The organism is Roseobacter sp. (assembly GCF_039970775.1).
In the GTDB taxonomy this organism is placed as follows: domain Bacteria; phylum Pseudomonadota; class Alphaproteobacteria; order Rhodobacterales; family Rhodobacteraceae; genus Roseobacter.
Genome location: NZ_JBDVLG010000056.1, coordinates 34,880 through 58,780, shown reverse-complemented (window position 1 = coordinate 58,780; position 23,901 = coordinate 34,880). Strand labels below are relative to the sequence as shown.

The window sequence follows — 23,901 nt, the reverse complement described above, 5'->3', positions numbered from 1 at the left end:
ATTCTGGCGCGGGAGAGTTTTGTCATGCGGGTGCATACACTGGCCATGAGTATCGTTTTGGCATGTGCTCAGGCCGCACAGGCGGGGCCGTGGCTGCGCGAAAAGGGCAAGGCCTTCGTGGCGACCTCTGGCAGTATCACGGCGGAAAAAGACGTGTCGGGCTCGGGGTATTTCGAATACGGGCTGCGCGATAACATCACGCTGGGTGCGGATGTTTTTTATGGCATCGACCGCACGCTACAACAATCAGGGTCGGCGATCGTTTTCTTGCGGTTCCCGATCAGCGCACCAGAGGCCACGCACAAATGGGCGTGGCATTTTGGGGTGGGTGCGCGGTCGCAGAACATGGTTTTCGCACCTGCGGTCGAGGCGGGGGTGTCTTGGGGGCGCGGCATCCAAATCGGCGAACGCTATGGCTGGGCGGTGATCGACAGCAGCCTGAATATCCCCGGTAGCTCGTTGGACACCCGCATCAAATTGGATGGAACGGTCGGTTTGGGTTTCACTAAGCATTTCAAGGGTATGGCGCAGGTCTTCATGACCCACCAAGGCGGAGAGGTCTTCGCAAAATTCGCGCCTTCGGTGTTGGTGGTACCGGGCAAGGGGCCCTACACGGCGCAATTGGGCGTGGAATTCCCGATTATGGGGGGTGGCGAAACGCAGTTCAAACTCGGGCTTTGGCGCGATTTTTGACCGTTAATGGGGCGCGGCGCGGGCGGTGCGCAATGAAAACAAGTTCCCATCGGGTTCTATGACCTCCTGATCGGGGCCCGCGACGACACTGCATGCGTCAAAACAATTGCCCGTGAGCAAAAAGCCGGTGCTATGCTCGAGGATCAGACCGGGGTGGGGCTCGCCGGTGGTGTTATTGACCCGAGACCCGGTCATCAACATGCTTTCCCCCGCGAAATGTCCAAATGCATGGGCGCCGTCTGATCGGCAGTTCACAATCTGCAGGCCGCCCGCGTTGGCGTTGAACCCCAAATACGGCAGGGATGTCCGGCGACGGCTGAAAAAGCTGCTGCGGTCTAAAACCAATGCGTGACAACCGGTGCCGCAGGACGTTAACCCCCGGTCGCGCATGTCGCGGATTGTGCAATCATTCATGCGAAAACCGGACCCGCGCGGCGCAAGCATGACCCCGCTGGCCACGCCCTCTCCGCACAGCTCGATGTTCGACAGGCAGACGTCATTGAGGTCTGCGAAGGCGCTGAAATCCAACAGATATCGGAACCGCGTGCAGGTTAATGCCCGAGAGCCCGTGCCGCCGCCCAACGGCCCGTTGAGGGTCAAGGTCTGTGCCTTGGGGTCTTTGGCACAAACATAGGTTTCGGTGCGCACGCCAGCCCCGGTGACACGAGCACCCACAGGGATCTGTGCTGCGGTGCCCGCCGCGGTCAAGAGGTTGGGGTTTTCCGGGCTCCAATGGGCCTGCAGGGTATGTTCTTCGAACATCCAATCGGGGCTGACCAAGGCCGTGATCCGACCGTTGCAAAGGGTCTTGCGCACCTTGGCGGCCTGCACACCTTGTGGCGGCGCGACCACCAACGGAGCACTGAGCATGACGGTCTGCCCCTTCATGTCCAGACGATTGGGGGCTGCCGGTAACATGAGCGCCTGCAGCCCCTTGCGCAGGGCAAGCGACGGGGTGCCAAAGGCATCGTGATAACTGGGAAGATCAAAGTTACGGCTTAGTAAAAGCACAGCCTCCTCGGGCATACAGATCTGGCCTTCGAACCGCGCAGGCGATGTTAAAACGATATCGCGGCCCAGATAATACTGCCCGCGTGGGACCGAAATAATGCGCCCACCTGCGGCAATATTGGCCGCTTCAAAGGCGGCGCTGTCATCGGTTTCACCGTCGCCGATGGCCCCAAAATCGCGCACATCAATTTGCGATATCATCTGCGATGCAAACACGTTGGTGACGTCTTCGATGGTGATCTGATCAACGCGCAGAATGGTGCCTTTTGGGCCCGTGATGTCCAACCCGAACTGCCCATATAACGCGGCGGGGCCCCACGCCATATCGACGCCCAACCGCGTGCCGGGCCCGACGATGGCATGAACCTCGGTGACCTGATCCAACGCAGTTAGACGCACCGCGGGCCCTGTCGATTGGGCGGGGTTCACCGCCACGCCCCCGGCGCCGCCGGCGAATCCGGCAATGCGCACCGACGTAAGCGGCCCGCCGGTGGCCTTGACCCGCGCCGAGATCCGCAAATAACACCCCGGCAGTAGCGGTGTTTCACCCTGATAGCGCAGGCGCAGGTTGCGCTCGGGGCTGTGCAATTCCAGACATGTGCCAAAATCGGGGTCATCCGCGATCAACGTGCCCAATGTGTCGATGGTTGTGGGGGTGCCCACGCCGGTCTCCACAAAATACGCCCCGAACGCCTCGTGAAACGCAGGAGGCATGAGCGCTGCCCCATCGGTGATCGCCTTGTTCATTCTCTACCCTTTGCCGCGCCAATCGCGGGAATGGCAGATGTACTGCGCAAGGGTTAATGCAGCCCTTGACCACCGTGACGGTGCCGGACGGGTCAGACCCCTAAGGGCCCGCTTTCAAGGATCTGGACCCCGTTGATACGCCAGCCCGCATCCGTGGAGATCATGTGATAGTCTAACAGGTGTACCTGGCCTGTCTGGTCGGTAATCTGCACCCGTTGTGTATAGGTTTCGCCCTGTTGGCGCAGGCCCAGAAAGTGGATCTGGCCGGAGCGCCAGACCATAGGGTAGCCCTGCGTCACCATCCGCTCGAAGGTTTGCGGGTCTCGCATTAATCGTTGAATGTTGGGGCTGGCGAATTCAAACGCGGTGTCAAAATCATCAGCCCGAAACGCGTCGAACTGGCGCGTGATTGTCGCCTGAATATCCGCCTGTTGGGCGGGCAGGGCTGTCGCCAGCCCCAGCGCCAGAATTAGCCCGATGAATACCTTACGCATAGCGCCACCCCCTTGTTGCCACCTAGCAAAAGGGTAAGGCGCGCCGGGCCTAAGGCAAGGCACTAGCCTTCGCAGGTCAACGCGCCAGCCAGCGCCTGATCAATCAACGCCACCGTTTCGGTCACGCCGTAAAGCGCGATAAACCCGCCAAACCGTGGCCCTTGGCTGGCACCTAAAAGGACCTCGTAAAGCGCTGTGAACCATGCGCGCAACGGGTCAAACCGTTCGCGACCACAGGCGTAAACAATGGACTGCAAGGCTTCGTCGTCCACGGGGCCATCATAGGCGGCCAGCTGCGTGCGCAGGTCTGTCAGGGCCTCGCGTTCCAGATCACTGGCCGCGCGATAGACTTTGTGGGGTTTCACAAAGTCATTGTAATATCGCACGGCAAACCCAGCTGCCGCATCCATATCGGGGTTGTTTTCTGCTGATGTTTCAGGGGCATAGCGCTGGATGAACCCCCACAAATGCGATTTGTCTTCGGCGGTAGACACACTTGCCAAGTTCAGCAACATTGAGAAAGGAACGACCATGTTTGACGTCGGAACATCGCCCGAATGAATGTGCCACACCGGATTGTTTAACCGTTGAACCACATCCTGCGTCGCATAGGCGCGCAGTTGTTGGTGGTATTCGTCCACCGCCTTGGGGATCACGTCAAAATGCATCCGCTTGGCCGTTTTGGGCTTTTGATACATGAAATACGACAGACTTTCCGTGCTCGCGTAGCTGAGCCATTGGTCAATCGAAATCCCGTTCCCCGAGGACTTGGAGATTTTTTGCCCACTTTCGTCAAGAAACAGCTCATAGCTGAAATGTTCGGGCTTTTTGCCCCCCAAAATCTCGCAGATACGGTCGTAAATCGCGGTGTTGGTGGCATGCTCTTTGCCGTACATCTCAAAATCGACGTCCAACGCAGCCCAGCGGGCGCCAAAATCGGGCTTCCACTGTAGTTTCACGTTGCCGCCCGTCACCGGCAATGTCCATTCGCGGCCGTCGGGGTCGTCAAACGTCACCGTGTGGTTAACCCCATCCACATGTTTCATGGGCACGTATAAAACACGCCCGGTTTCAGGGTGGATCGGCAAAAAAATCGAATAGGTCTGCTGACGCTCTTCGCGCAGACTTTTTAACATGACTTTCATCACTTGGTCATAGCGTTCCGCAGCGCGGCGCAGCACGTCATCGAACTGGCCGGATTTGTAAAATTCGCGGGCCGAATAAAAATCATAGTCGAACCCAAAGGTATCGAGGAACCGTCGCAGCATCGCGTTGTTATGGTCGCCAAAGCTGTCATGGGTGCCGAAGGGGTCAGGCACGCTTGTCAGTGGTTTGTGCATATGTTCGGCCAGCATGTCTTGCTGCGGCACATTGCCCGGAATCTTGCGCATCCCGTCCAGATCATCCGAAAAACACACCAAACGTGTTGGAATATCCGAGATTTGTTCGAACGCACGCCGCACCATCGTGGTGCGCAAGACCTCACCGAAGGTGCCGATATGGGGCAGGCCGCTGGGGCCATAGCCGGTTTCGAACAACACATACCCCTTTTCGGGCGGTGTTTTGGCGTAGCGTTTGAGGATACGGCGCGCCTCTTCAAAGGGCCATGCTTTGCTTGTCATTGCGGCGTCGCGTATCTGAGACATAACTCACCTAAATATAATCCTGGCGCCCATACGCCGGTTGCGCCTGTCCCTATTGCGTTGCAGCATTGGCGTCAATAATCTGGACGCCCAGACCAAATATGAAAGAGCCTGCCCCGTGCAAGATGACGCGCCCCATTCCTTTTCGCCCCAAGACTGCCTCGTGGCCCTGATGATGGCGGTTTCTGCGTCGGATGAAGACATTCGCACGGCCGAACTGGTGAAAATCCAGACGGCCGTACAGTTGCTGCCGATTTTTTCTGAATACGATCAAGACCGTATGAAGATTGTCAGCCAAACCGTATTTGATTTGTTCGAACAAGAAGACGGGTTGGATGCCTTGTTTGGTCTTATCCGCGAAGGTCTACCAGAGCGGTTGTTTGAAACCGGGTATGCGTTGGCGTGCGATGTCGCCGCGGCGGATGGTACGCTGGACGAAGCAGAGCTTCGGTTGCTCGAAGAGATTCGGTATGAGCTTGATCTGGATCGGTTGCATGCCGCCGCCATCGAACGTGGCGCACGCGCGCGGCATTTGACCTGATCGCGGTGTGGAACTGTCGGTTTCGGGCGGGACCATCGCGCATTGGGTAAATGGCGGCACCCCGACTGAGCCGGTCAAAATAACGGGCCGCGACATGCGGCGCTTTTTTTAATGGGCGCTGCATGCCGTTAGGCTGAGAACTGATTGCCCCATCGCTCGAGCAAGTCGCGCTGTAAACGCCGCGCGCGGTTGGCCCAAGGTCGTGCGCCTTTGGGGCGTTCACGGTTGGCGCGGGTGATCGTGGCGCGGATGTCTTCGTTGGCGCAAAAGATTGCAAAGACCATCTCGCGGCCGTTGGGGGCGGTAATGTACCCCGCCAAACCCGATACAAAATTTAGGGTCCCTGTCTTGGCATCGACCTTGATGGGGTGGTTTTTGAGCGGCCGCCCTTTGGCATCGCGCAAGGTGACGGGTTTTAAAATCGGGCGCAACGTTGCATTGCGCCGTGCCGCTGCGAGCCCGCGCACCATGTCTTGCGGGGTGATGCGGCTGGCCGCCCCCAGACCCGAATGATCAACAAAAGCGGGCTTTTGCATCCCTAATTTTTCTATCGCCCACAGGTTCATCTGCCGCGCGGACCCTGCCAATGTATGTGCCCGCCCGGTGCGGGCGCGCGTGGCTGCCAGCCCAACCATTTCGGCGGTTAGGTTGTTGGAGAACTTTAACATGCCGCGCAGGATGTCGCGCAAAGGCGGGCTTTGTATGTGGGCCAATGTGGTCAGGCCTGTCTGGGGCACCGTGGCTGTCAATTCGGGACGGGCCAGCACGATCCCGTGGGACCGCGCTAAGGTCGCGAACACATCCCCGGCGTAAAGCCCGGGCCGCCGCACAGGCAGCCAGCGCGCGCCTTCTTTGCCCAAAGCACCTTTGGCGACGGTCCATTGATCATGGCCTGCGATGTCTTCGTAGGTGAAAATTGGCACGGATCGGTCCACGACTTCCATCTGCGCCATGGTCACATCGGGGCGGTACCCCGCAGTGCGCGCGTCCATCGTGAGCGCGTATTTCCCGGCATTGCGCCGCCATTCAAAATGTACGCGGTTGTAGTTGAGGGCAATGCCCGACACCGCAGGGTTATAGCCTACGTGGTCGGGTTGTCCGGGGTCGATAGACGGCAACGGGCGCAGGGCGTTTTCATACACGATAAATCGGCCACGAACTTCGCGCAGGCCGGACGCTTTGAGCTGTGTGGCCAAATCGGCCAGCCCACGGGTATCAAGCGTTGGATCACAGCCGCCCACCAGAATAAGATCTCCGTCTAGGATGCCATTTGATATGGTGCCGGCGGCGGTCACCGTTGTCGAAAACCGGTGCTCTGCGCCCAAAGTGTCTTGGGCATAGACGGCTGTTATGGCTTTGGCGACGCTGGCAGGGGCTAGCCCGACCTGCGTTAGCCGCCCTTCGAGCACATCGCCGGTGTCTGCGTCTGCGACGGCAAACACGACCTGACCGGTGACCCCTGATTTGCTTAACAACGCATCAAGGCCGGATGAATTGGCACGGCGTAGATCCCGCAAACGGGGCCGTAAAGATACCGTCGGGGCCTGCGCCACTGCGGGCAGGGCCGTGCAGGCGAGTGCGCCTGACAAAAACGCGCGTCGGGGTAGGGATCGGATGTTCATGGTGCAACTAAACCTTAGCGGGGGGCCTGAGACAACCGATTGCCTACCCTACAGTGTTTAAAATTCCGTGAGGTGGCGTGTCTTGGCCCGTCCAGCCGCCCGTTGCGCGGATTGCCGTAGACGATTGCGCGACCATTGGAACGTTCACAAAACACCACGCAGGGGCCTGCGCATGGCCCAACAGCTGCGACGCGCGACCCGCCAACCGCGACGGGGCAAAAAGCCGGGCGGCGGGGCTCGTCCGGGCGGCCATCCGGTCGCCGGGGCGGGCCAAAACGCCAACCGGTACGGACCGCATGATCTGCCGCCAATTGCGCCAATGATGCAGCTGCGCCAGATTATCGGCCCCCATCAACCAGACAAACCGCACACCGGGATAGTATGCGCGCAACCGCACCAACGTCTGCGCCGTATACCGTGTGCCCAATTTTGCCTCAATGTCAGTGATGTTAACGCGGGGGTGGTCGATGACCCAGCGCGCCTGTGCCAAACGCGCGCCCAACGGTGCCGGACCGTGTGATTTCAAGGGGTTGCCGGGACTGACCAACCACCACACCCGTGTCAGCCCGAACCGTTTAAGGGCTTCGCGCGTGATATGGGCGTGGCCGACGTGCGCGGGGTCAAAGGACCCGCCCAAAAGGCCGATAACCTCGCCGGTGCGCGCGATGGGAAAACCTTGCCGCATATCTGATCGCCCTTTGGCTATTGCTGTTCTCTTCAAGATCCCCGCGCGGCGCTTGTCAATGGGCGGGTCATGCGTGCGGTGTCCGCCTGCGGCCCGGATCACGCATTGTGCCCCCGCGCGTGGCCCGGTATCAGGGGGCAAACCTCATCCCACGCGACAGGAGCATCCCATGGCCGCCTATCAATACGTCTATCATATGTCTGGTGTTTCCAAGACCTACCCCGGTGGCAAGAAATGTTTTGAAAACATCCACTTGAATTTTCTCCCCGGTGTTAAAATCGGCGTCGTTGGGGTGAACGGCGCGGGTAAATCCACGCTGATGAAGATCATGGCAGGGATTGATAAAGACTTTCAGGGCGAGGCATGGCACGCCGAAGGCGCAACCGTGGGGTACCTGCCACAAGAGCCCAAGCTGGATGAAAGTCTGTCAGTGCGTGAAAACGTGATGCTGGCGGTAGCCGATAAAAAGGCGATCCTTGATCGGTACAACGAATTGGCGATGAATTATTCGGATGAAACCGCCGACGAAATGGCCCAGTTGCAAGACCAGATCGATGCGGAAAACCTGTGGGATCTGGACAGCCAGATCGACGTCAGCCTAGAAGCGCTGCGCTGCCCCCCAGATGACGCCGAGATCGCCAACCTGTCGGGTGGGGAAGCGCGCCGCGTTGCCCTGTGCAAACTGTTGCTCGAAGCGCCTGATATGCTGTTGCTCGATGAACCGACCAACCACCTTGATGCCGAAACCATCGCGTGGCTGCAAAACCACCTGATCGCCTACAAGGGCACCATTCTGATCGTCACACACGACCGGTATTTCCTGGATGATATCACCACCTGGATCCTGGAGCTGGACCGGGGCAAGGGCATCCCGAACGAGGGCAACTATTCTGACTGGCTGGAACAGAAAGCCAAACGTCTGAGCCAAGAGGCCCGCGAGGATAAATCCCGTCAGAAAACACTGGAGCGCGAGCTGGACTGGATGCGCCAAGGCGCCAAAGCACGGCAAGCGAAATCCAAGGCGCGGATCAACGCCTACAATGAAATGGCCGACGTATCAGAGCGCGAAAAACTCTCGCGGGCGCAGATCGTTATCCCCAATGGGCCGCGTCTGGGCAACAAGGTGATCGAGGTCACTGGGCTGGCCAAACATATGGGTGACAAACAGCTGGTCGAGGGGCTGGACTTTTCGCTGCCACCGGGGGGGATTGTTGGTGTGATCGGGCCCAACGGCGCGGGTAAATCCACGTTGTTCAAGATGCTGACGGGGCAATTGGAGCCGGACGCGGGCACCATTGAATATGGCGATACGGTTGATTTGTCTTACGTGGATCAAAGCCGCGATGATCTGGCCGCAGACGAAAACGTCTGGCAGGCGATTTCGGGCGGGGCCGAGTTGATCCAACTGGGTGATGCCGAGGTGAACTCTCGGGCTTATTGTTCGTCCTTTAACTTCAAGGGCGGCGATCAGCAAAAGAAAGTCGGGCTGTTGTCGGGCGGGGAACGCAACCGCGTGCACATGGCGCGGCTGTTGAAAGAGGGCGGGAACGTGCTGTTGCTCGATGAGCCGACCAACGATTTGGATGTCGAAACGTTGCGCGCCCTAGAGGATGCGTTGGTCGATTTCGCCGGCTGCGCGGTGGTTATTTCGCACGACCGGTTCTTTTTGGATCGGATTTGCACCCACATTCTGGCATTCGAAGGCGAAGCCCACGTGGAATGGTTCGAAGGCAACTTTGAGGACTACGAAGACGACAAAAAACGCCGTCTTGGCGCCGATGCCCTAGAGCCGAAACGCTTGAAGCATAAGAAGTTCGCGCGCTGAGATCCCTTTGAAATCGAGTGGCGGCTAATATGGCCGCCATTCCTGTTGGCTTGATGGGGTCTCCACACCTATCAGCGGATGAACCGCATTGGGTTGGCGCATCGAGCCCGCAAAGTTAGTGCATGTGGACCAGTGCGCCCAACCATAGCCCTATTCCAAAGACGGTATGGGCCAGCAAACCCAACGCCCGTGCACGCCATGGGGCGGGTGTTTGTGATGCGGCCAACCCAAGGCCCATGCCGGGCTGCATCACGAGCCACCCAAAGCCGATCGTCAGAATTGCAAAGATCCACGCGGGCGCAAATGTCGGTGCGGCCAGCCAGTCGGGGCCCATGAGGGTCGCAAGGGCGATGCCGTAAACGAGGCCGACCGCGTAATGGAAAACCCAGCCGATGGGGCGTTCTCCCGGTACCTGATTCGCATCTGCCATGTTGGTGTGGGTAAACTGCCCGCGCGGCATATGCCCCACCCAACGCCCGACCATGGCCCAGTTTGGTGCAGGCACCCCCGCCGTACGTGTCAGAATTTGCGCCCAGATATCCATCATCACGGTTGCGAGCGTGCCCATCACAAGGCCGCTGAGTAATACTGCTGTCACACGATCCCCTTTGCACTGTGTTGGGAGAGTGGTGGCAGCATTCGATGTATTTGACCAGCCACGATTCGCGGACAGAGGGCGCTGTGACTGGGGGGCTTTGGGGGCGAAAAAGACGGGCCAGCGCAAACACCGACCCGTCAAAGACGAGAGAAACACAGGGGGAGAAAAACTGTGCTCCCGGTTGGTTAGAGATCAGCCCAGTCGGTGAAATGCCAAGCAGAAGGGCATGTCGGGCCAGGACGACGGCTGACTGGGCTGCACCCCGTTGCGCGCCAGGAAGAGGTGCGCGGAATTGGGGTAAGATCCGGAACAATAATCCGGCGGTCGTCATGAAATGTTGGTACTGTGGTCACAATCACTACTCCACTTCTGAGAAAGTCACATCTCCTCAGCTCACACCTTAACCTAAAGGTAAACGGGCCTACGGGTCTGTGACCGGGGTCACACTGGTGAATATTTCTGAGCGCTGGCGTGATTTATAAATGCAGGCATGTCTGAATTTTGGTGTAATATTATTTTATATCAATGGCTTACGTTTTTTAGACGTATCGCATGCAAGGCTGATTATTTCCCGAGTGTAAACGGGCGGGGCTATTGCCGTTCATGGCATGGGTCATCCACAGGCCGGTAGATGCCTTGATCTCGGCGAGGACGCCAAACTCATGCGTGATTGTCAGGTGGGTTTGGGGCGGTTACGTGGTTGTTTCAGTCGCGGGTGTCTCGCGCGGATCACCGGCTGATTGGCGATTGCACGCGGGCCGCAGCAGCATTGGGCCTTAAAATACCACGGTTTTGCCGAAACTGGGGTGATCATCTACCATGATCGCACAAAAAAACCGGCGCAGAACGCCGGTTTTCTCGATGAATGTCGCGTCGCTTATGCGAGTGCGATGTTCGATGCACTTTCGCGGCCGTCACGGCCTGCCTCAATGTCGAACGTCACTTTTTGGTTGTCGGCCAAGCCAGTCAAACCTGCGCGCTCAACAGCTGAGATGTGTACAAACACGTCTTTGCTGCCGCCGTCTGGTGCGATGAAGCCGAAGCCTTTTGTGGTGTTGAACCATTTTACGGTGCCAGTGGCCATATCCGTGGTCTCCTTGATTTGCGCCATCCGCATGAGTGCGATGGCCCGGCGTGGTCGGTCTGGATCGAAGACTGACCACCTTTGAAGGGAGACATCAGGTCGAAAAAGAATAACGTTTGCACGGGCGCGTATGACAGAGTTGTCGCGATCTGGCAAGAGAAACGATTACAACGTAGGCGAAACTGTGCTGTGCAAAGCTATAAATTTTGGGTGCTTAGCCGAGGTGTTTTTGTGCCGGGCTATTTGGGCTCAACCGGGTTTGGCAGGTCGCGATGAGGCGCCGCGGCGGCGACCGGTTTGCCATGGTGTACCAGATGTATGTGGTCAGCAAAGCCATGAGCGCAAACCCGACCCCGACCCCAACATACAAGACCAGCGCATACAAAAAGCTGGTGTCGAAAAATATCAATGCAATCAAGAAGGTGAAAAAGCCCAACAGACCGCCGATCAGCGTGGATAAGACTGCCATGTCACCGTTCCTCCTACTGAACGGTACCAAGAGGGTATTGACCAAATGTTAACGCGCGCGTGAAGAACCGCGTTTGGTTAACCTGTGCTTGGGGGTGTCGGCTGCACGGGGGCCTCGACGCCGCCTTTTTTGTCCCACGCGTTTAACAGCGCGGTGGGAACCTCGTCTGCCGCATAGGCATACAGTGTGTTTTGCACCGGTAATTCGCCCAATTGAGGCGCCACAGAGACGAGGTCCCCGCTTTCAAGTTCGCTCTGCGACATGCTTAGCGGGACCCACCCGACCCCGATCCCTTTCAACGCCAACTCTTTGATGCCGTTGGAAAATGCGGTCTCGCAGGCCACGTTGCGCGACTGGGGGCTGGTGCCGAAGGGTTTGGCCCGTTTGCCCAGGATCTCACCGAAATAACTGGTGGTGGGGTAAACAATGGCGGGCAGGTCATCTGGGATCGATCCGTCAGCCGCGACCATATTGCGCAGGTCGCCGCCAAGGACGGGCACGAGATAATCGGTGCCCCATACTGCCCGTTTGATGGCATCGCCAAAAGGCAGCGGGGGGTCACCTTCCGCTTCGTAACACAAAAGGATATCGGTATCGCGGCGCAAAAACATCGACACGCAGTCGCGGTGATCCCCTGCCTGCATCCGAAAACTCACCGTGGGGTACAGATGTTTTGCCCAAACGGCCATGTCGGGGAACGTCGAGTGGATCGGAGCATGTTGCGCGGCGATGGTGATGGTTGACCGGGCGGGTTCAAAATTGGCGATACGACCGCGCAATGCGTAGATGCGTTCGGACAGGGCGCGTATCTCTCGTTCGTTCGCAGCCAAAGCGGGGCTTAGGCCTATGCTGTTGCTGCCACGGTCCAAGACGGGTGTGCCCAGCCAGTCTTCGAAACTGCGAATGCGCCGTGAAAAGGCTGGTTGCGTTATGTTTCTGCGTGCTGCTGCGCGGGTCAAGTTCCGTTCTTCGAGCAACACCAACGCATCATCAAGCCACCGGAGATCCATGGCCATTCCTTCATTTGCCAATACTTTTGGTATGAGCACCCTAGGAAATCGGCAGTATCCAGACAAGCCCACCACGTGCAACGCTTTGGGAAACAGCGCAATGGGGGACGCATCTTGTGACCACAACCGAAGCATTCACCGATCCTATGCATGACGCGTGCAAGGCGCTGGAACGCGCTCTTGGGGCATTTCCACGGGTGAAGTTGGGGCATTGGCCGACGCCGTTGGAACCGATGGACCGGCTGAGCGAGATGTTGGGCGGGCCGCGTCTGTGGGTCAAACGTGACGATTGCACCGGGTTGTCATCCGGGGGGAACAAGACCCGAAAACTGGAATATTTGATGGCGGATGCCCGCGAAAAGGGTGCCACGACCATCATCACCCAAGGGGCGACCCAGTCGAATCATGCGCGTCAAACGGCGGCAGCGGCAGCAAAGCTGGGGCTGGGGTGCGATGTTTTGCTGGAAGACCGGACGGGGTCAAATGACCCAAACTATATTCTGAATGGCAACGTGCTATTGGACCGCCTGCATGGCGCGCGCGTGTCCAAACGGCCTAATGGGGCCGATATGAATGCCGAAATGGAAACATTGGCCGCGCATCTGCGCGACGCGGGCGATGTACCCTACATCATACCGGGGGGCGGGTCGAACCCAATTGGCGCGTTGGGGTATGTGAATTGCGCACGTGAATTGGTCGAACAATCAATGGAAATTGGGCTCGCGGTGGACGCATTGGTTCATGCCACCGGCAGTTCGGGAACGCAGGCAGGTCTGGTGACGGGCCTTGCCGCCCTTCAAAGCGATATTCATCTGCTTGGCATCGGGGTGCGCGCGCCGCGAGAAAAACAAGAACAGATGGTGTATGATTTGGCCACCAAAACCGCCGACCATCTGGGCACGGGCGTGGCCATCCAGCGCAATCAGGTGCGGGCAAATTGCGACTATGTCGGGCCGGGGTATGGGGTGCCGACGGAAGGTATGCGCAAAGCTGTGCGGCTTTTGGCGCAAACCGAAGGGCTGCTGTTTGATCCGGTGTATTCGGGCAAGGGGTTGGACGGTTTGATTGATCAAATCGCCAAGGGGTACTTCGACGGGATGAACAACGTCGTGGTTCTGCATACCGGGGGGAGTGCTGGGTTGTTTGGTTATGCCGATGCGTTCGATCTGCCGGGCTATGCCGGGTAAGGGTGGCAATTTCTGGCAGTTGCGTTGAAAACAACGACCCCAAACCTGCAACGCGGCGATATACTATTGATGAATATGAAGAAATAGAGGAACCTCCCGCAGGACGGTGGTGAACAGGGGGATCATCGGTGCTGCATATGCATGATGTTGTGACACGGCTAAGCCGGTGGATGGCTTGGCTTGCCGGGGCCGTTATCCTCTTTGGATGCGCGCTCCCGATCAGCATCGATGTCGTGTCGCGTGCGGTTGTTGGGCGCACCGTTCTGGAGAGTTTTGAGATCTCTAGTTACGCATTCGCGGCATGCATTGGTTTGGGCATGGGCTTTACCGTCACCAGCAAAGCCAACATCCGCGTGGATATCTTATCGGCGCAACTGCCCCGGCCGCTTCGGTTGGCGTTCGATATGACGGCGGCCATTGCCTTGGCGGTGACGGCGGTCGCATTGGCGTGGTATTCGTTTGATGTCTTGGCGCAAAGCTGGAAACTGGGCGCGCGGTCGCAATCCACGCTGCAGGTGCCCTTGCTGTTGCCGCAGGGTATCTGGTGGCTGGGCTTTGTCTGGTTCGCGACGGTCGCTTGTTTGACGCCTGTTTTTGCGTTGTCGCGATGGGTCGCACGGGACCTGAACGGGGTCGAGACCGTGATGTCCAACCCTGATCTCAAAGACGAGATGGCCGAGATCGGCATTGACCTAGAGGCCCCCAAACCATGATCAAGGCGTCGATTTTCTTGTTGTTGGTTGGTCTGGCCCTGAGCCTGCCGGTTGCGGCAGTGCTGGCGCTGACGGCGTTCTTTTTGTCGGAAAACTACGCGTTTATCCCGCTTACCCGCGCATCCGGCCCAATTTTCTGGAGCCACTCGAACGACTTCATCCTGATCGCGGCGCCGATGTTCATCATGATGGGCGAATTGATGCACCGGTCAGGCGTCTCAGAACGCCTGTTTGACGCGCTTGCACCGTGGTTCGCCCGCGTGCCGGGGCAATTGATCCATACCAATATCGCCTCCAGCGCTGTTTTTGCGGCGACGTCGGGGTCGTCGCTGGCAACGGCGGCCACAATAGGCACCGTCGCTGTCCCCAATATGGACAAGGGCGGCTACAATCGCCCCTTGTTTCTGGGCTCCATCGCCGCGGGCGGGACGTTGGGCATTTTGATCCCGCCGTCCATCAACATGATCGTCTATTCGGTATTGTCGCAAACATCGGTCACCGATCTTTATGCCGCGGGGTTCATTCCGGGTTTGATGTTGGCGATGTTGTTTTCCGGGATCGTATTGGTGGCGGTGCTGATAAAACCATCGCTTGTCGCGGGCGCACCGCAGGCGCGAGGGTCACTTTGGCCTGCGCGCATCGCAGGGTTGCCGCATTTACTGCCGCCGTTGGGGCTGTTTTTTGTCGTCGTCGGGTCGATCTATGTGGGGCTGGCCACGCCCACAGAGGCCGCCGCCCTTGGGTTGATGGCCACCCTGGGTTTGGTCGCGATCAACGGCAAATTGACGGTGCCCGTCTTGCTCAGCGCGTTTGAGGGGACGGTGCGCACCACCTGCATGATCATGCTGATCGTTCTGGCCGCGTTTTTCCTGAACCTTGTGATGGTGTCGATTGGCCTGGTGGATGCGATCACCACATCGCTGTTGGGGTTGGGGTGGCCGCCGTTGGGTATGCTGTTGGCGATCATCGCTTTTTACCTCGTCTTGGGGTGTTTCATGGAGACGATTTCCATGATGATCGCCACCACCCCGATCATCGTGCCGGTCATTGTTGGGCTGGGGTACGACCCCGTTTGGTGGGGCATCGTATTTGTGATTTTGATCGAGGCGGCGTTGATCACACCGCCGGTGGGGTTGAACCTGTATATCGTTCAGGCGGTGCGCAAGGCGGGGTCTATTTCTGACCTGTTTGTGGGGTCGATCCCTTTTTTGATCGCCATGCTGATCATGGTGACGTTGCTGATTATCATGCCGGGGCTCGCGCTTTGGCTGCCCGAAGCTATCAATCCAAAATAAGGCAGGGTGTTCCTGCGCAACGCAATAGAGGGGTTATTATGAAACTGAATTTCACATTGTTTGGCGCGCTTGCGCTGGGTCTGACGACGGCTCACGCCAATGCCCAAGACATCCCGAAAACACAGCTGAATGTCGTTGGGTCCATCGGGATCCTGTCAATGTACAAAGACATGGAATTGCCGTTTTGGACAGACACCATCGTTGCAAACAGTGGCGGTGCGATCACTGCAAATGTCAAACCTTTCAATGAACTCGGCTTCAAGGGTGGCGAGCTGTTTTCGTTGGTCTCCAACGGGACGGTGCAGATGGCGCATCAGGTTTTGGCCTATACATCCGGGTCCGTGCCGATGAACGAGGCAACAGATCTGGTGGGTGTCGTGGCCGATGTTGAGGCCGTGCACACCGCCGCCAAAGCGTTTCGTGCGACCCACGCCGATTACCTCGCAACCAATCACAACATCAAATTGCTGGGCTATGGCACCTATCAAAGTCAGGTCGTGTACTGTCGCGACGCGTTCACCACGCTGTCCGATCTGGCAGGGCGCAAGGTGCGCGCGTCTGGCGCATCGCAGCAGGTGTTTCTAGAATATATCGGCGCATCGCCCATCGGGATGGCGTTTGGCGAAGTGCCCACAGCCATGGCTAACGGCACCATCGACTGTGCGATCACGGGTGCATTGTCGGGGTTCCTTGCGAAATGGCATGAACCGGCCGACTATATTTCGGCGGTGCCGATTAACCACGGCGTTATTGCGCATATCGCGAATATGGACTGGTGGAACGACGTCGACGCTGCTGCGCAGGCGGCGCTCGAAAACGGGTTGATGGCGCTCGAAGAGGACATGTTTGCGCTGGCGTCGACGGAAACTGCCGATGGTTTGGCGTGCAACAGGGGCGGGGCGTGCGATTACGGCACGGCGGCCGATATGACATTGGTGGCCGCCACACCCGCCGATATCGCGTTGATGGCGGATGCCGCGACAAACGCCGTTTTGCCCGCATATAAAGACCGGTGCGGCGACGACTGTACCACCGTCTGGAACGGCACAATCGGGGCTGCGATGGATTTCGAAATCAAATGACACCCCGCGGATGCGCAGGAAGGCTTGCGCATCCGCGAACCGCATGTGGTTTGGCTGTGCGGTCCATAATGACCTGCGCCGCGCGCCATAGACCCGACACCATACACCCACATTGCGGTATCATCCCCCTCAAACTGTCTTGAAAGGTCCAAATATGCTCAGATCTCTCCTACTTTCGATTGCGGTTGCGACGCCCGCGTTGGCTGACCCGATTACCACCGGGCCACGGCCGCTTTATTTGGTTGACCAGATGGAACCGGGGGCGCTGAAGGATAAATTGCTGTCATGCGCCGGTGACCCGGTGGCGCGCACGAATTTTTCCATCGGGCATCGCGGTGCGCCCATGCAGTTTCCTGAACACACGGTCGAAAGCCATGTGGCCGCGGCGCGTATGGGGGCAGGGATTTTGGAGTGCGATGTGACGTTTACGTCGGACAAACATCTGGTGTGCCGCCATGCGCAGGACGATCTGCACACCACAACCAATATCTTGGCCACCGATTTGGCGGCGAAATGCACGGCGGGTTTCACCCCGGCCAACGGCGATACCGCAGCCACCGCTGAATGTCGAACGTCCGATATTACGTTGGCCGATTTTCGCACCCTCACGGGCAAAATGGACGCGGCGGACACAACCGCGCAGACGGTCGACGCCTACATGGATGGAACCGCCAATTGGCGCACCGATCTTTATGCCGCCGATGGGGGCGTGCTGATCAGCCATGCAGAATCGATCGCGTTGTTCAAATCGCTTGGCGTGAAGTTCACCCCCGAACTTAAAAGCCCGGTTGTCGACATGCCTTACGATGGCTTCAGCCAAGCAGACTATGCGCAAAAGCTGATCGATGCCTACAAAGATGCGGGTGTCCCGGCGGCAGATGTCTGGCCGCAGTCATTCAACTTGGAAGATGTGCTTTATTGGATCAACAACGAGCCGGAATTTGGCGCGCAGGCGGTTTATCTGGATGACAGCTATCGTCAGGCTGGATGGGATTCAGAAAAGCCCGCCACTTGGGTGCATCAGTTGGATGCGCTCAAGGAGATGGGCGTGAATTATCTGGCCCCGCCAATCTGGATGTTGTTGACGTTGGAGGAGGGCAAAATTGTCCCCTCGACCTACGCGGTGCAAGCGCGCGAGGCTGGGTTGGAACTCATCGCTTGGACGATGGAACGGTCTGGGCCTTTGCAAAGCGGTGGAGGCTGGTATTACCAATCAATCAGCGATGCGATCACATCGGATGGCGCGATGTATCAGGTGATTGACGTGCTTGCACAAGACGTTGAGGTCGCGGGTATCTTCTCGGATTGGCCCGCGACTGTCAGCTATTACGCCAGTTGCATGGGGTTGGAATAAGATGCGCGCGCCGTCTGGGCCCGGTGATCTAGACGGTGGTTCGCATTGGTTGCGCGCGACTTTCCAACGTATCGTTGACCCGGGTTGATTTTGCAGGCAGCGCGGGGGGTTGTGCAGATTGGTTCAGCTGAGTGAGCCGCCTTTGTACAGGTTCTTGGGCGTATCGGGGATGGTCATCGACCGTTGCGTGTCAATACGTTCTGCGTTGACCAAGGCCTGAGCGTTGGGGAGCGCTTTGCTAAAATACCACCCTTGAATGGTATCGCAGCCCAGATCGCGTACCAAATTCAATTCTTCTGCCGTTTCGACACCTTCTGCCGTGACTTTCAAGTCGAGCCCCTTTGCCAAGCTTACCACCCCGCGCAGCATTTTTCTTTTTTCGGCGCTTGCATGCGCTTTGGATACAAACATGCGATCGATTTTTAAGATGTCAAAGGGCAGGCGGGTCAGATACCCTAAAGACGAATAGCCTGTCCCGAAATCATCAAGCGCAAGGCGGATACCTCTTTGATGCAGCCGGCAAAGGATGCCGTTCAGTCTTTCAATACTGTCTGCCACAAAAACACTTTCCGTCAGCTCAAGACATAATAAATCAGGGCTGAGGCCTGAGGCGTTCAACGCGCTGTCGATGACTTGTTCCAGATCACCATGCCAGATTTGCGCGGGCGAAACGTTGACGGATACCGTGCGCCGAGGTTGGCCCGACGCCACCCAAGATTGCGCATCCTCACAGGCTTTATGTAAAACGAAAGTGCCAAGATCCGCGATCAGGTGCGAGCTTTCGGCAACCGCGATGAATTCTGATGGGGGGATGTATCCGCCATCGCCATTCGGTAGTCTGAGTAAGGCCTCAAAACTGCAGACGGTTTGCGTGCGGATGTCTACCAACGGTTGATAGTGGACTTCGAACCGTTTTTTGTCGATGGCGCGACGTATCTTATTGCCAAGCGATATTCTGGTCTCAAGTGCCGTGCTGAAGTTTTCTGTATAGTAGCAAGCTCTGCCGCGACCTTGCTCTTTGGATGAGTAAAGTGCGAGGTCTGCGAAGCTGAGCAATTCGTCTGGTTCGACAGAATGAAGCGGTGCAAGCGCAACCCCGATGCTTGCGTTGGTTTGCACCTTGCCCAAGGACAGCGAGACCGGCAAGCTGATGTTCGTTATGATGTCTTGGCATAGGCTGTCGATCTTTGCGGTGGAAATATCATGCTCGACGATCACGGCGAATTCGTCTCCGCCCAGTCTCGCGACAAACCCAATGTCTGAAAAAACTTTGGCCAGCCGGTGCCCGACCACCCCGAGGAGTTCGTCGCCAGCTTGATGGCCTAACGTGTCGTTGACCTCTTTGAAATGATCCAAATCGATGAGAAGTAACGCAGCCTGATGCTTGATTTCTGCGCAAGCTTTACTGACACGGTTCAACTCGCGGGAAAAAAGTGTGCGGTTTGCCAATCCGGTCAACCCATCAAAATAGGCCAATTGCTCTAATTCTCGCGCGGCGGCACGTTGTTTGGAAACGTCTTGCAAGGTCCCGAATACCGCAAGGGGTTTTTCATGTTCATCACATTCAAGCTTGAAACGGATGTGCAAATCGACAACTGAGCCATCGCCGCGATACGCCTGAACCGTATCTGATTGGGACTGCCCCGTGGTGATTGCACGTTCCGTAAGTTGGGTCACGCGCCCGAGATCGCCCTCAAGGAATAAACGATTTACGTTATCTATAGATGTCTCAAAACGGGTGGGATCCATGCCCAACAATTCGAATGCGCTCTCGTCCCACTCCAATCTATGTGTTCCGATCACGTGCCGCCATGTCCCTAGCTTGCCCAAACGTTGGGCTTCGACCAAATCATGCGATTTTCGTTCGATCACTTCGTAACTGTCGATCAATGCCTGATCGGCTGCCGTTTCTGATGTGCGGTCCGTTATCACCCCCACAACGGCTACTACATTGCCCGATGTATCGATTTCGGCATCCATGTGGATAACCAATTCCAGATGATCGCCATTGAGTTTTTCGTACGTTGAGCGTGCGATGGAGCGATGGCCCGTTTCCCAAACGTCTTGCAAAGCGGCGGTTGCTGTATCGCGGGCCCCATTTTGAGTGTCGAATTGAAGTACAAAAAGGGGATGCGCGCCCTCTTCTAGATCCAGTTCAAGAAGGTCGATAACCTCTTTCGATAACCATACCTCACTGGATGTTTGATCTGCTATTCGCCAGTGACCAAGCTTCGCGATTGTAAAAGACCGCGAAAGTAAAACTGCCCGGTCGTCAAGTTCGGCGCTTATTGTTCCGACGGCCCGTGCGGCGTCGCGCGCGAGGGGGCGAAACACGAATAGAACCACAAAACCAACCAGCGCGAGCGCGACAGCGATCCAGATGCGGTGCAATTCAATTGCCCTGTCCATTTTCCCTTCGGCCACTTCGGCGTGTAAATCTGCGGCACGTTCGAGCGTAACCATAAGGAAGTTTTCGACATTGACCCGTTCCACATTGATAATAGCCCAATTGGCATCAGGATCTTCGAGGTATTTCTCGTAAGTATCCAGAAACCGACCCACCGTGCGTTCCAGTCGTTGACCACCAGCGAGGTAGAGTTGTTCAAGCGTCTCGGAGGCGCGGGCGGGGGGGGCTATCGAATTGTCGCCGGTCATTAAAAACGCATGACCTGCACGCATTTCTTGAACCACGTCGCGGGCGGCACGCAACATCTGGCTTTTTGTGTAGTTATTGGTTTGCGATGCGATGCGATCAGGGATTAGCACAAGCCGTTGGGCCAACGTGTGTTGTGCGGCCGCGGTGCTGATGACGGCACCTGCACGCCTGTTGAGTTCAAGCACCTGATTGACGTGATAAGCGCCCACGAGAATCGCGCCACTTACCAACGCCATGGCGAATAAGTATCGCCGCGTGTAACGCCAAAACAAACATGTTTCTTCAGTGGCAATTTTATTCGCCATGAATTTTCCCTCGCCGCTTAGTGCGACAATGGGGCTAATTCAATACTATTTAAAATCGTTGAATTGAGGCGATATACCGCCTTAAAAAGTGGCAAGATGGTGAATGAAAAATGAAGGCACCCTTGTGGGAATGGCCTTTGACTTGAAGGCATAAATTGAATTTCATTTTACCTGATTTTTAACCTGTGGTTGCAGCCGGAGCGCCCGAAATCGGTGGATGACAATCTGGTGAGGGTGCGACTTGCTCTTGCAGTATGCGCGTCAACCTTCTAGTAGGTTGATCACAGTCAACACAAATGGAGATTCTCATGATTGGTTATTCAACGATTGGTGTAAAAGACATCGATGTGGCAAAAAAATTCTACTGCGATCTGTTCGACGCCACCGTACACGTGGACATCGGCCGCTTGGCGATGATCGGCAAGACAATGGACGCACCAATGATTGCGGTTTGCGAACCCTTCAACGGTGAAGCGCCATCGTGCGGCAACGGCGCCATGATCGCGTTTTCCGCGTCGTCCAAAGACGAAGTGAACGCGCTGCATGCCAAGGCACTTTCGCTTGGTGCAACAGATGAAGGCGCACCCGGCCAACGTATCGACGACGTCTTTTATGGCGCCTACGTGCGCGACCTAGACGGCAACAAACTTGCCTTCTATATCTTCGGCTAAGCCGATTTATGGTCGCTCAAATATGGGCGGCCATACCACCCTGAGGGCCACGCGCCTGTTCAAATATGTTGGCCATTGATGACCGCGAGATCATCAACGTCGCTTGGACCGTTGGTGCCGCTGTGAGATGCGGGTGTGACACTGCCTGTACGTGCTGCAACGTTAGCCTGTATCGATTGAGAGCATCCGGTGCAGCATTTCTTCCAGATGCGTTTCAGCCCCCGGAAAAGGGTCTGTGTCTTTCAGGATTGCACGCACTTGCACGTCGAAATCGGCGTAGTGCTGCGTGATTGACCAAATCGAGAAAATCAGATGATGCGGCTCTACGGGGCGTATTTTACCCTCTTGGATCCACCGCTCGATGGCGCCGACAAGGCGCCCGACCACGCGGCGCAGTTCCCCGCGTAATGTGTCGCCAATCTGCGGCGCGCCCTGAATAACCTCATTGGCAAACAGGCGACTTTCGCGGGGGTAATGTTGGCTCATGGCCAATTTGCGTTTCGCATAGGCGGTGATTTCCGCAACCGGGTCGCCGTCTTCGTCGATGGTGTAAATCGGCTCCAGCCAATCTTCGAGCAGTTGGTCTAAAAGCGCGCGGTAGATCGCATCTTTGGACGCGAAATAATAGATGAGGTTCGGCTTGGACAGCCCGGCCTCTTTGGCGATCTGATCCAGGGTCGACCCCCTGAAGCCAAATTGCGAAAATACGTTCAAGCCCGCCGCCAATATTGCTGCGTTATTTTTAAGCTGTATGCGGGTCTGCGTCTTTGACATGCGTTTTGTTTGCTCCTGGGGGCGCGGGCCTCATTAAGTGCATTAACTTTTGGCAATTACCACGGGGATTGCGTGGGTTTAGGCAAAATACTTGACACACTCCAGTCCTCTGTTAGCGTTCTTTTTTACCGGTTGGTCAAAATAAATCTACCGGCTCAGGGACCAATGGAGCACCGAATGAGTATTGCTGGAAAGAACCTTAGAATCAACGGCGAACGCTTGTGGGATAGCCTGATGGATATGGCTGCTATCGGTCCCGGTGTGGCAGGTGGCAACAATCGCCAGACCGTCACAGACGAAGACGCCGAAGGGCGCGCGTTGTTTCAAAAGTGGTGCGAGGCGGCGGGCTGCACCATGGGTCTTGACCAGATGGGCAATATGTTCGCGACCCGGCCGGGGACCGACGCAACCGCATTGCCTGTCTATGTTGGCAGCCACCTTGATACCCAGCCGACCGGCGGGAAATACGATGGCATTTTGGGCGTTCTCGGTGGGCTCGAGCTTATTCGCACGTTGAATGATCTGGATATCAAAACCAAACACCCCATCGTGGTGACAAATTTCACCAATGAAGAAGGCACGCGGTTTGCGCCTGCGATGTTGTCGTCGGGCGTTTTCGCGGGGCTGCACACCCAAGATTGGGCCTATGCCCGCACCGATGCCGAAGGAAAGACGTTTGGAGACGAGCTCAAACGTATCGGGTGGCGCGGCGACGAAGAAACGGGTGCGCGTAAAATGCACGCCTTCTTTGAGCTTCACATTGAACAAGGCCCCATACTGGAGGCGGAAAACAAAGAGATCGGTGTCGTGACCCATGGTCAGGGCCTAAGTTGGACGCAGATCACAGTGATCGGCAAAGACAGCCACACCGGGTCAACGCCGATGCCCATGCGCAAAAACGCAGGGCTGGCGATGTCGCGCATTCTTGAAAAAGTCGACGAAATCGCATGGAGCCACGCGCCGCATGCGGTAGGTGCCGCGGGCCACATCGATGTGTACCCCAATTCGCGCAATGTGATCCCCGGTAAGGTGGTTTTTACCGTTGATTTCCGGTCGCCAAGCTTGGACGTGATTTTGGATATGGAAACCCGCCTGCGCGCGGAGGCCACCAAAATTGCGGATGATATGGGCATGGAAATCGCCTTTGAAAAGGTCGGTGGGTTTGACCCCGTCAGCTTTGACGAGACCTGCGTGGCAGCCGTTCGCAACGCGGCTGAAAGCCTGGGCTATAGCCATATGAACCTGATCTCTGGGGCGGGTCATGACGCGTGTTGGGTCAACCGCGTGGCGCCAACTGCGATGGTTATGTGCCCCTGCGTGGATGGTCTAAGCCACAACGAGGCCGAAGAAATATCGCCGCAATGGGCGGCCGCGGGTGCGGATGTGTTGCTGCACGCGGTTTTGGAAACAGCGCAAGTGGTCGGATAAGCCGCGGCTCGAAC

At 57.1% G+C, this 23,901-nt stretch carries 21 protein-coding genes; 10 read left to right on the top strand and 11 right to left on the bottom strand.

The genetic code is table 11. The features are described from left to right. Positions 1-24: 24 nt before the first annotated feature. Positions 25-693, top strand: a complete 669-nt coding sequence (locus ABJH13_RS15750; RefSeq protein WP_348407171.1) for a hypothetical protein — start codon at positions 25-27, stop codon at positions 691-693. 3 nt (positions 694-696) lie between these two features. On the opposite strand, the gene ABJH13_RS15745 is transcribed toward ABJH13_RS15750, so the two are convergent. The 3 genes from ABJH13_RS15745 to ABJH13_RS15735 all read right to left on the bottom strand — a co-directional run bounded on the left by ABJH13_RS15745 (position 697) and on the right by ABJH13_RS15735 (position 4,591). Next, positions 697-2,451, bottom strand: coding sequence for a glycosyl hydrolase family 28-related protein (locus ABJH13_RS15745; protein WP_348407170.1), 1,755 nt, complete (start codon positions 2,449-2,451; stop codon positions 697-699). Between the two features lie 92 nt (positions 2,452-2,543). Beyond that, positions 2,544-2,945 (bottom strand): DUF4864 domain-containing protein, encoded by a 402-nt coding sequence (locus ABJH13_RS15740; RefSeq protein WP_348407169.1) that lies wholly within the window; start codon positions 2,943-2,945, stop codon positions 2,544-2,546. 62 nt (positions 2,946-3,007) lie between these two features. Then, the gene (locus tag ABJH13_RS15735) at positions 3,008-4,591 is read right to left on the bottom strand and encodes a lysine--tRNA ligase (RefSeq protein WP_348407168.1); all 1,584 of its coding nucleotides are present in this window, start codon (positions 4,589-4,591) and stop codon (positions 3,008-3,010) included. Positions 4,592-4,760: 169 nt separating this feature from the next. Here ABJH13_RS15735 and ABJH13_RS15730 point away from each other — a divergent pair, with 169 nt between their 5' ends. Then, positions 4,761-5,129, top strand: a complete 369-nt coding sequence (locus ABJH13_RS15730) for a tellurite resistance TerB family protein (RefSeq protein WP_348407179.1) — start codon at positions 4,761-4,763, stop codon at positions 5,127-5,129. 128 nt (positions 5,130-5,257) lie between these two features. Here the strand turns inward: ABJH13_RS15730 and dacB are convergent, their stop codons facing one another. Continuing rightward, positions 5,258-6,751 carry a D-alanyl-D-alanine carboxypeptidase/D-alanyl-D-alanine-endopeptidase gene (gene dacB / locus ABJH13_RS15725; protein ID WP_348407167.1) on the bottom strand — a complete coding sequence of 498 codons (1,494 nt, stop codon included), beginning with the start codon at positions 6,749-6,751 and terminating at the stop codon, positions 5,258-5,260. 43 nt (positions 6,752-6,794) lie between these two features. Next, positions 6,795-7,436 carry a nicotinate-nucleotide adenylyltransferase gene (locus ABJH13_RS15720; RefSeq protein WP_348407166.1) on the bottom strand — a complete coding sequence of 214 codons (642 nt, stop codon included), beginning with the start codon at positions 7,434-7,436 and terminating at the stop codon, positions 6,795-6,797. Between the two features lie 169 nt (positions 7,437-7,605). Between ABJH13_RS15720 and ettA the strand changes: the two genes are divergently transcribed. Continuing rightward, positions 7,606-9,261, top strand: a complete 1,656-nt coding sequence (gene ettA / locus ABJH13_RS15715; protein WP_348407165.1) for an energy-dependent translational throttle protein EttA — start codon at positions 7,606-7,608, stop codon at positions 9,259-9,261. Between the two features lie 115 nt (positions 9,262-9,376). Here ettA and ABJH13_RS15710 read toward each other — a convergent pair whose 3' ends face one another. From ABJH13_RS15710 to ABJH13_RS15695, 4 genes are all read right to left on the bottom strand, one after another. Beyond that, a complete protein-coding gene (locus ABJH13_RS15710) occupies positions 9,377-9,859 on the bottom strand; it encodes a DUF2938 domain-containing protein (protein WP_348407164.1) in 483 nt (160 codons plus the stop codon). Positions 9,860-10,736: 877 nt separating this feature from the next. Beyond that, complete coding sequence (locus tag ABJH13_RS15705; RefSeq protein WP_005851393.1) at positions 10,737-10,943, bottom strand: cold-shock protein; 207 nt, start codon at positions 10,941-10,943, stop codon at positions 10,737-10,739. Positions 10,944-11,157: 214 nt separating this feature from the next. Further along, positions 11,158-11,412 (bottom strand): hypothetical protein, encoded by a 255-nt coding sequence (locus tag ABJH13_RS15700; protein WP_348407163.1) that lies wholly within the window; start codon positions 11,410-11,412, stop codon positions 11,158-11,160. A 77-nt stretch (positions 11,413-11,489) separates the two neighbouring features. Then, a complete protein-coding gene (locus ABJH13_RS15695) occupies positions 11,490-12,422 on the bottom strand; it encodes a LysR substrate-binding domain-containing protein (RefSeq protein ID WP_348407162.1) in 933 nt (310 codons plus the stop codon). A gap of 146 nt (positions 12,423-12,568) precedes the next feature. On the opposite strand from ABJH13_RS15695, the gene ABJH13_RS15690 reads away from it, so the two are divergent. From ABJH13_RS15690 to ABJH13_RS15670, 5 genes are all read left to right on the top strand, one after another. Then, positions 12,569-13,609, top strand: coding sequence for a D-cysteine desulfhydrase (locus tag ABJH13_RS15690; RefSeq protein WP_348407178.1), 1,041 nt, complete (start codon positions 12,569-12,571; stop codon positions 13,607-13,609). 137 nt (positions 13,610-13,746) lie between these two features. Continuing rightward, on the top strand, positions 13,747-14,322 hold the full coding sequence (locus tag ABJH13_RS15685; protein ID WP_348407177.1) for a TRAP transporter small permease: 576 nt from the start codon (positions 13,747-13,749) through the stop codon (positions 14,320-14,322). After that, positions 14,319-15,617 carry a TRAP transporter large permease gene (locus ABJH13_RS15680; RefSeq protein WP_348407161.1) on the top strand — a complete coding sequence of 433 codons (1,299 nt, stop codon included), beginning with the start codon at positions 14,319-14,321 and terminating at the stop codon, positions 15,615-15,617. The genes ABJH13_RS15685 and ABJH13_RS15680 overlap by 4 nt, the downstream gene beginning before the upstream one ends. Positions 15,618-15,655: 38 nt before the next feature. Next, complete coding sequence (locus ABJH13_RS15675; protein ID WP_348407160.1) at positions 15,656-16,699, top strand: TRAP transporter substrate-binding protein; 1,044 nt, start codon at positions 15,656-15,658, stop codon at positions 16,697-16,699. A 154-nt stretch (positions 16,700-16,853) separates the two neighbouring features. After that, entirely contained in the window at positions 16,854-18,053 is a 1,200-nt protein-coding gene (locus tag ABJH13_RS15670; RefSeq protein ID WP_348407159.1) for a glycerophosphodiester phosphodiesterase family protein, read from the top strand. Between the two features lie 123 nt (positions 18,054-18,176). Here ABJH13_RS15670 and ABJH13_RS15665 read toward each other — a convergent pair whose 3' ends face one another. Beyond that, the gene (locus tag ABJH13_RS15665; RefSeq protein ID WP_348407158.1) at positions 18,177-20,765 is read right to left on the bottom strand and encodes a bifunctional diguanylate cyclase/phosphodiesterase; all 2,589 of its coding nucleotides are present in this window, start codon (positions 20,763-20,765) and stop codon (positions 18,177-18,179) included. 557 nt (positions 20,766-21,322) lie between these two features. On the opposite strand from ABJH13_RS15665, the gene ABJH13_RS15660 reads away from it, so the two are divergent. Next, positions 21,323-21,685 (top strand): VOC family protein, encoded by a 363-nt coding sequence (locus ABJH13_RS15660; protein ID WP_348407157.1) that lies wholly within the window; start codon positions 21,323-21,325, stop codon positions 21,683-21,685. 162 nt (positions 21,686-21,847) lie between these two features. On the opposite strand, the gene ABJH13_RS15655 is transcribed toward ABJH13_RS15660, so the two are convergent. Then, positions 21,848-22,459, bottom strand: a complete 612-nt coding sequence (locus ABJH13_RS15655) for a TetR family transcriptional regulator C-terminal domain-containing protein (RefSeq protein ID WP_348407156.1) — start codon at positions 22,457-22,459, stop codon at positions 21,848-21,850. A 177-nt stretch (positions 22,460-22,636) separates the two neighbouring features. Between ABJH13_RS15655 and ABJH13_RS15650 the strand changes: the two genes are divergently transcribed. Further along, positions 22,637-23,887, top strand: coding sequence for a Zn-dependent hydrolase (locus tag ABJH13_RS15650; RefSeq protein ID WP_348407155.1), 1,251 nt, complete (start codon positions 22,637-22,639; stop codon positions 23,885-23,887). The last annotated feature ends 14 nt before the right edge of the window (positions 23,888-23,901 follow it).

Excerpts from the sequence above, each read along its gene's own strand:
- ABJH13_RS15750 (WP_348407171.1), top strand. The coding sequence starts at position 25 with ATGCGGGTGCATACACTGGCCATGAGTATCGTTTTGGCATGTGCTCAG.
- ABJH13_RS15745 (WP_348407170.1), bottom strand. The coding sequence starts at position 2,451 with ATGAACAAGGCGATCACCGATGGGGCAGCGCTCATGCCTCCTGCGTTT.
- ABJH13_RS15740 (WP_348407169.1), bottom strand. The coding sequence starts at position 2,945 with ATGCGTAAGGTATTCATCGGGCTAATTCTGGCGCTGGGGCTGGCGACA.
- ABJH13_RS15735 (WP_348407168.1), bottom strand. The coding sequence starts at position 4,591 with ATGTCTCAGATACGCGACGCCGCAATGACAAGCAAAGCATGGCCCTTT.
- ABJH13_RS15730 (WP_348407179.1), top strand. The coding sequence starts at position 4,761 with ATGATGGCGGTTTCTGCGTCGGATGAAGACATTCGCACGGCCGAACTG.
- dacB (WP_348407167.1), bottom strand. The coding sequence starts at position 6,751 with ATGAACATCCGATCCCTACCCCGACGCGCGTTTTTGTCAGGCGCACTC.
- ABJH13_RS15720 (WP_348407166.1), bottom strand. The coding sequence starts at position 7,436 with ATGCGGCAAGGTTTTCCCATCGCGCGCACCGGCGAGGTTATCGGCCTT.
- ettA (WP_348407165.1), top strand. The coding sequence starts at position 7,606 with ATGGCCGCCTATCAATACGTCTATCATATGTCTGGTGTTTCCAAGACC.
- ABJH13_RS15705 (WP_005851393.1), bottom strand. The coding sequence starts at position 10,943 with ATGGCCACTGGCACCGTAAAATGGTTCAACACCACAAAAGGCTTCGGC.
- ABJH13_RS15700 (WP_348407163.1), bottom strand. The coding sequence starts at position 11,412 with ATGGCAGTCTTATCCACGCTGATCGGCGGTCTGTTGGGCTTTTTCACC.
- ABJH13_RS15695 (WP_348407162.1), bottom strand. The coding sequence starts at position 12,422 with ATGGATCTCCGGTGGCTTGATGATGCGTTGGTGTTGCTCGAAGAACGG.
- ABJH13_RS15690 (WP_348407178.1), top strand. The coding sequence starts at position 12,569 with ATGCATGACGCGTGCAAGGCGCTGGAACGCGCTCTTGGGGCATTTCCA.
- ABJH13_RS15685 (WP_348407177.1), top strand. The coding sequence starts at position 13,747 with ATGCATGATGTTGTGACACGGCTAAGCCGGTGGATGGCTTGGCTTGCC.
- ABJH13_RS15680 (WP_348407161.1), top strand. The coding sequence starts at position 14,319 with ATGATCAAGGCGTCGATTTTCTTGTTGTTGGTTGGTCTGGCCCTGAGC.
- ABJH13_RS15675 (WP_348407160.1), top strand. The coding sequence starts at position 15,656 with ATGAAACTGAATTTCACATTGTTTGGCGCGCTTGCGCTGGGTCTGACG.
- ABJH13_RS15670 (WP_348407159.1), top strand. The coding sequence starts at position 16,854 with ATGCTCAGATCTCTCCTACTTTCGATTGCGGTTGCGACGCCCGCGTTG.
- ABJH13_RS15665 (WP_348407158.1), bottom strand. The coding sequence starts at position 20,765 with ATGTTGCGTGCCGCCCGCGACGTGGTTCAAGAAATGCGTGCAGGTCAT.
- ABJH13_RS15660 (WP_348407157.1), top strand. The coding sequence starts at position 21,323 with ATGATTGGTTATTCAACGATTGGTGTAAAAGACATCGATGTGGCAAAA.
- ABJH13_RS15655 (WP_348407156.1), bottom strand. The coding sequence starts at position 22,459 with ATGTCAAAGACGCAGACCCGCATACAGCTTAAAAATAACGCAGCAATA.
- ABJH13_RS15650 (WP_348407155.1), top strand. The coding sequence starts at position 22,637 with ATGAGTATTGCTGGAAAGAACCTTAGAATCAACGGCGAACGCTTGTGG.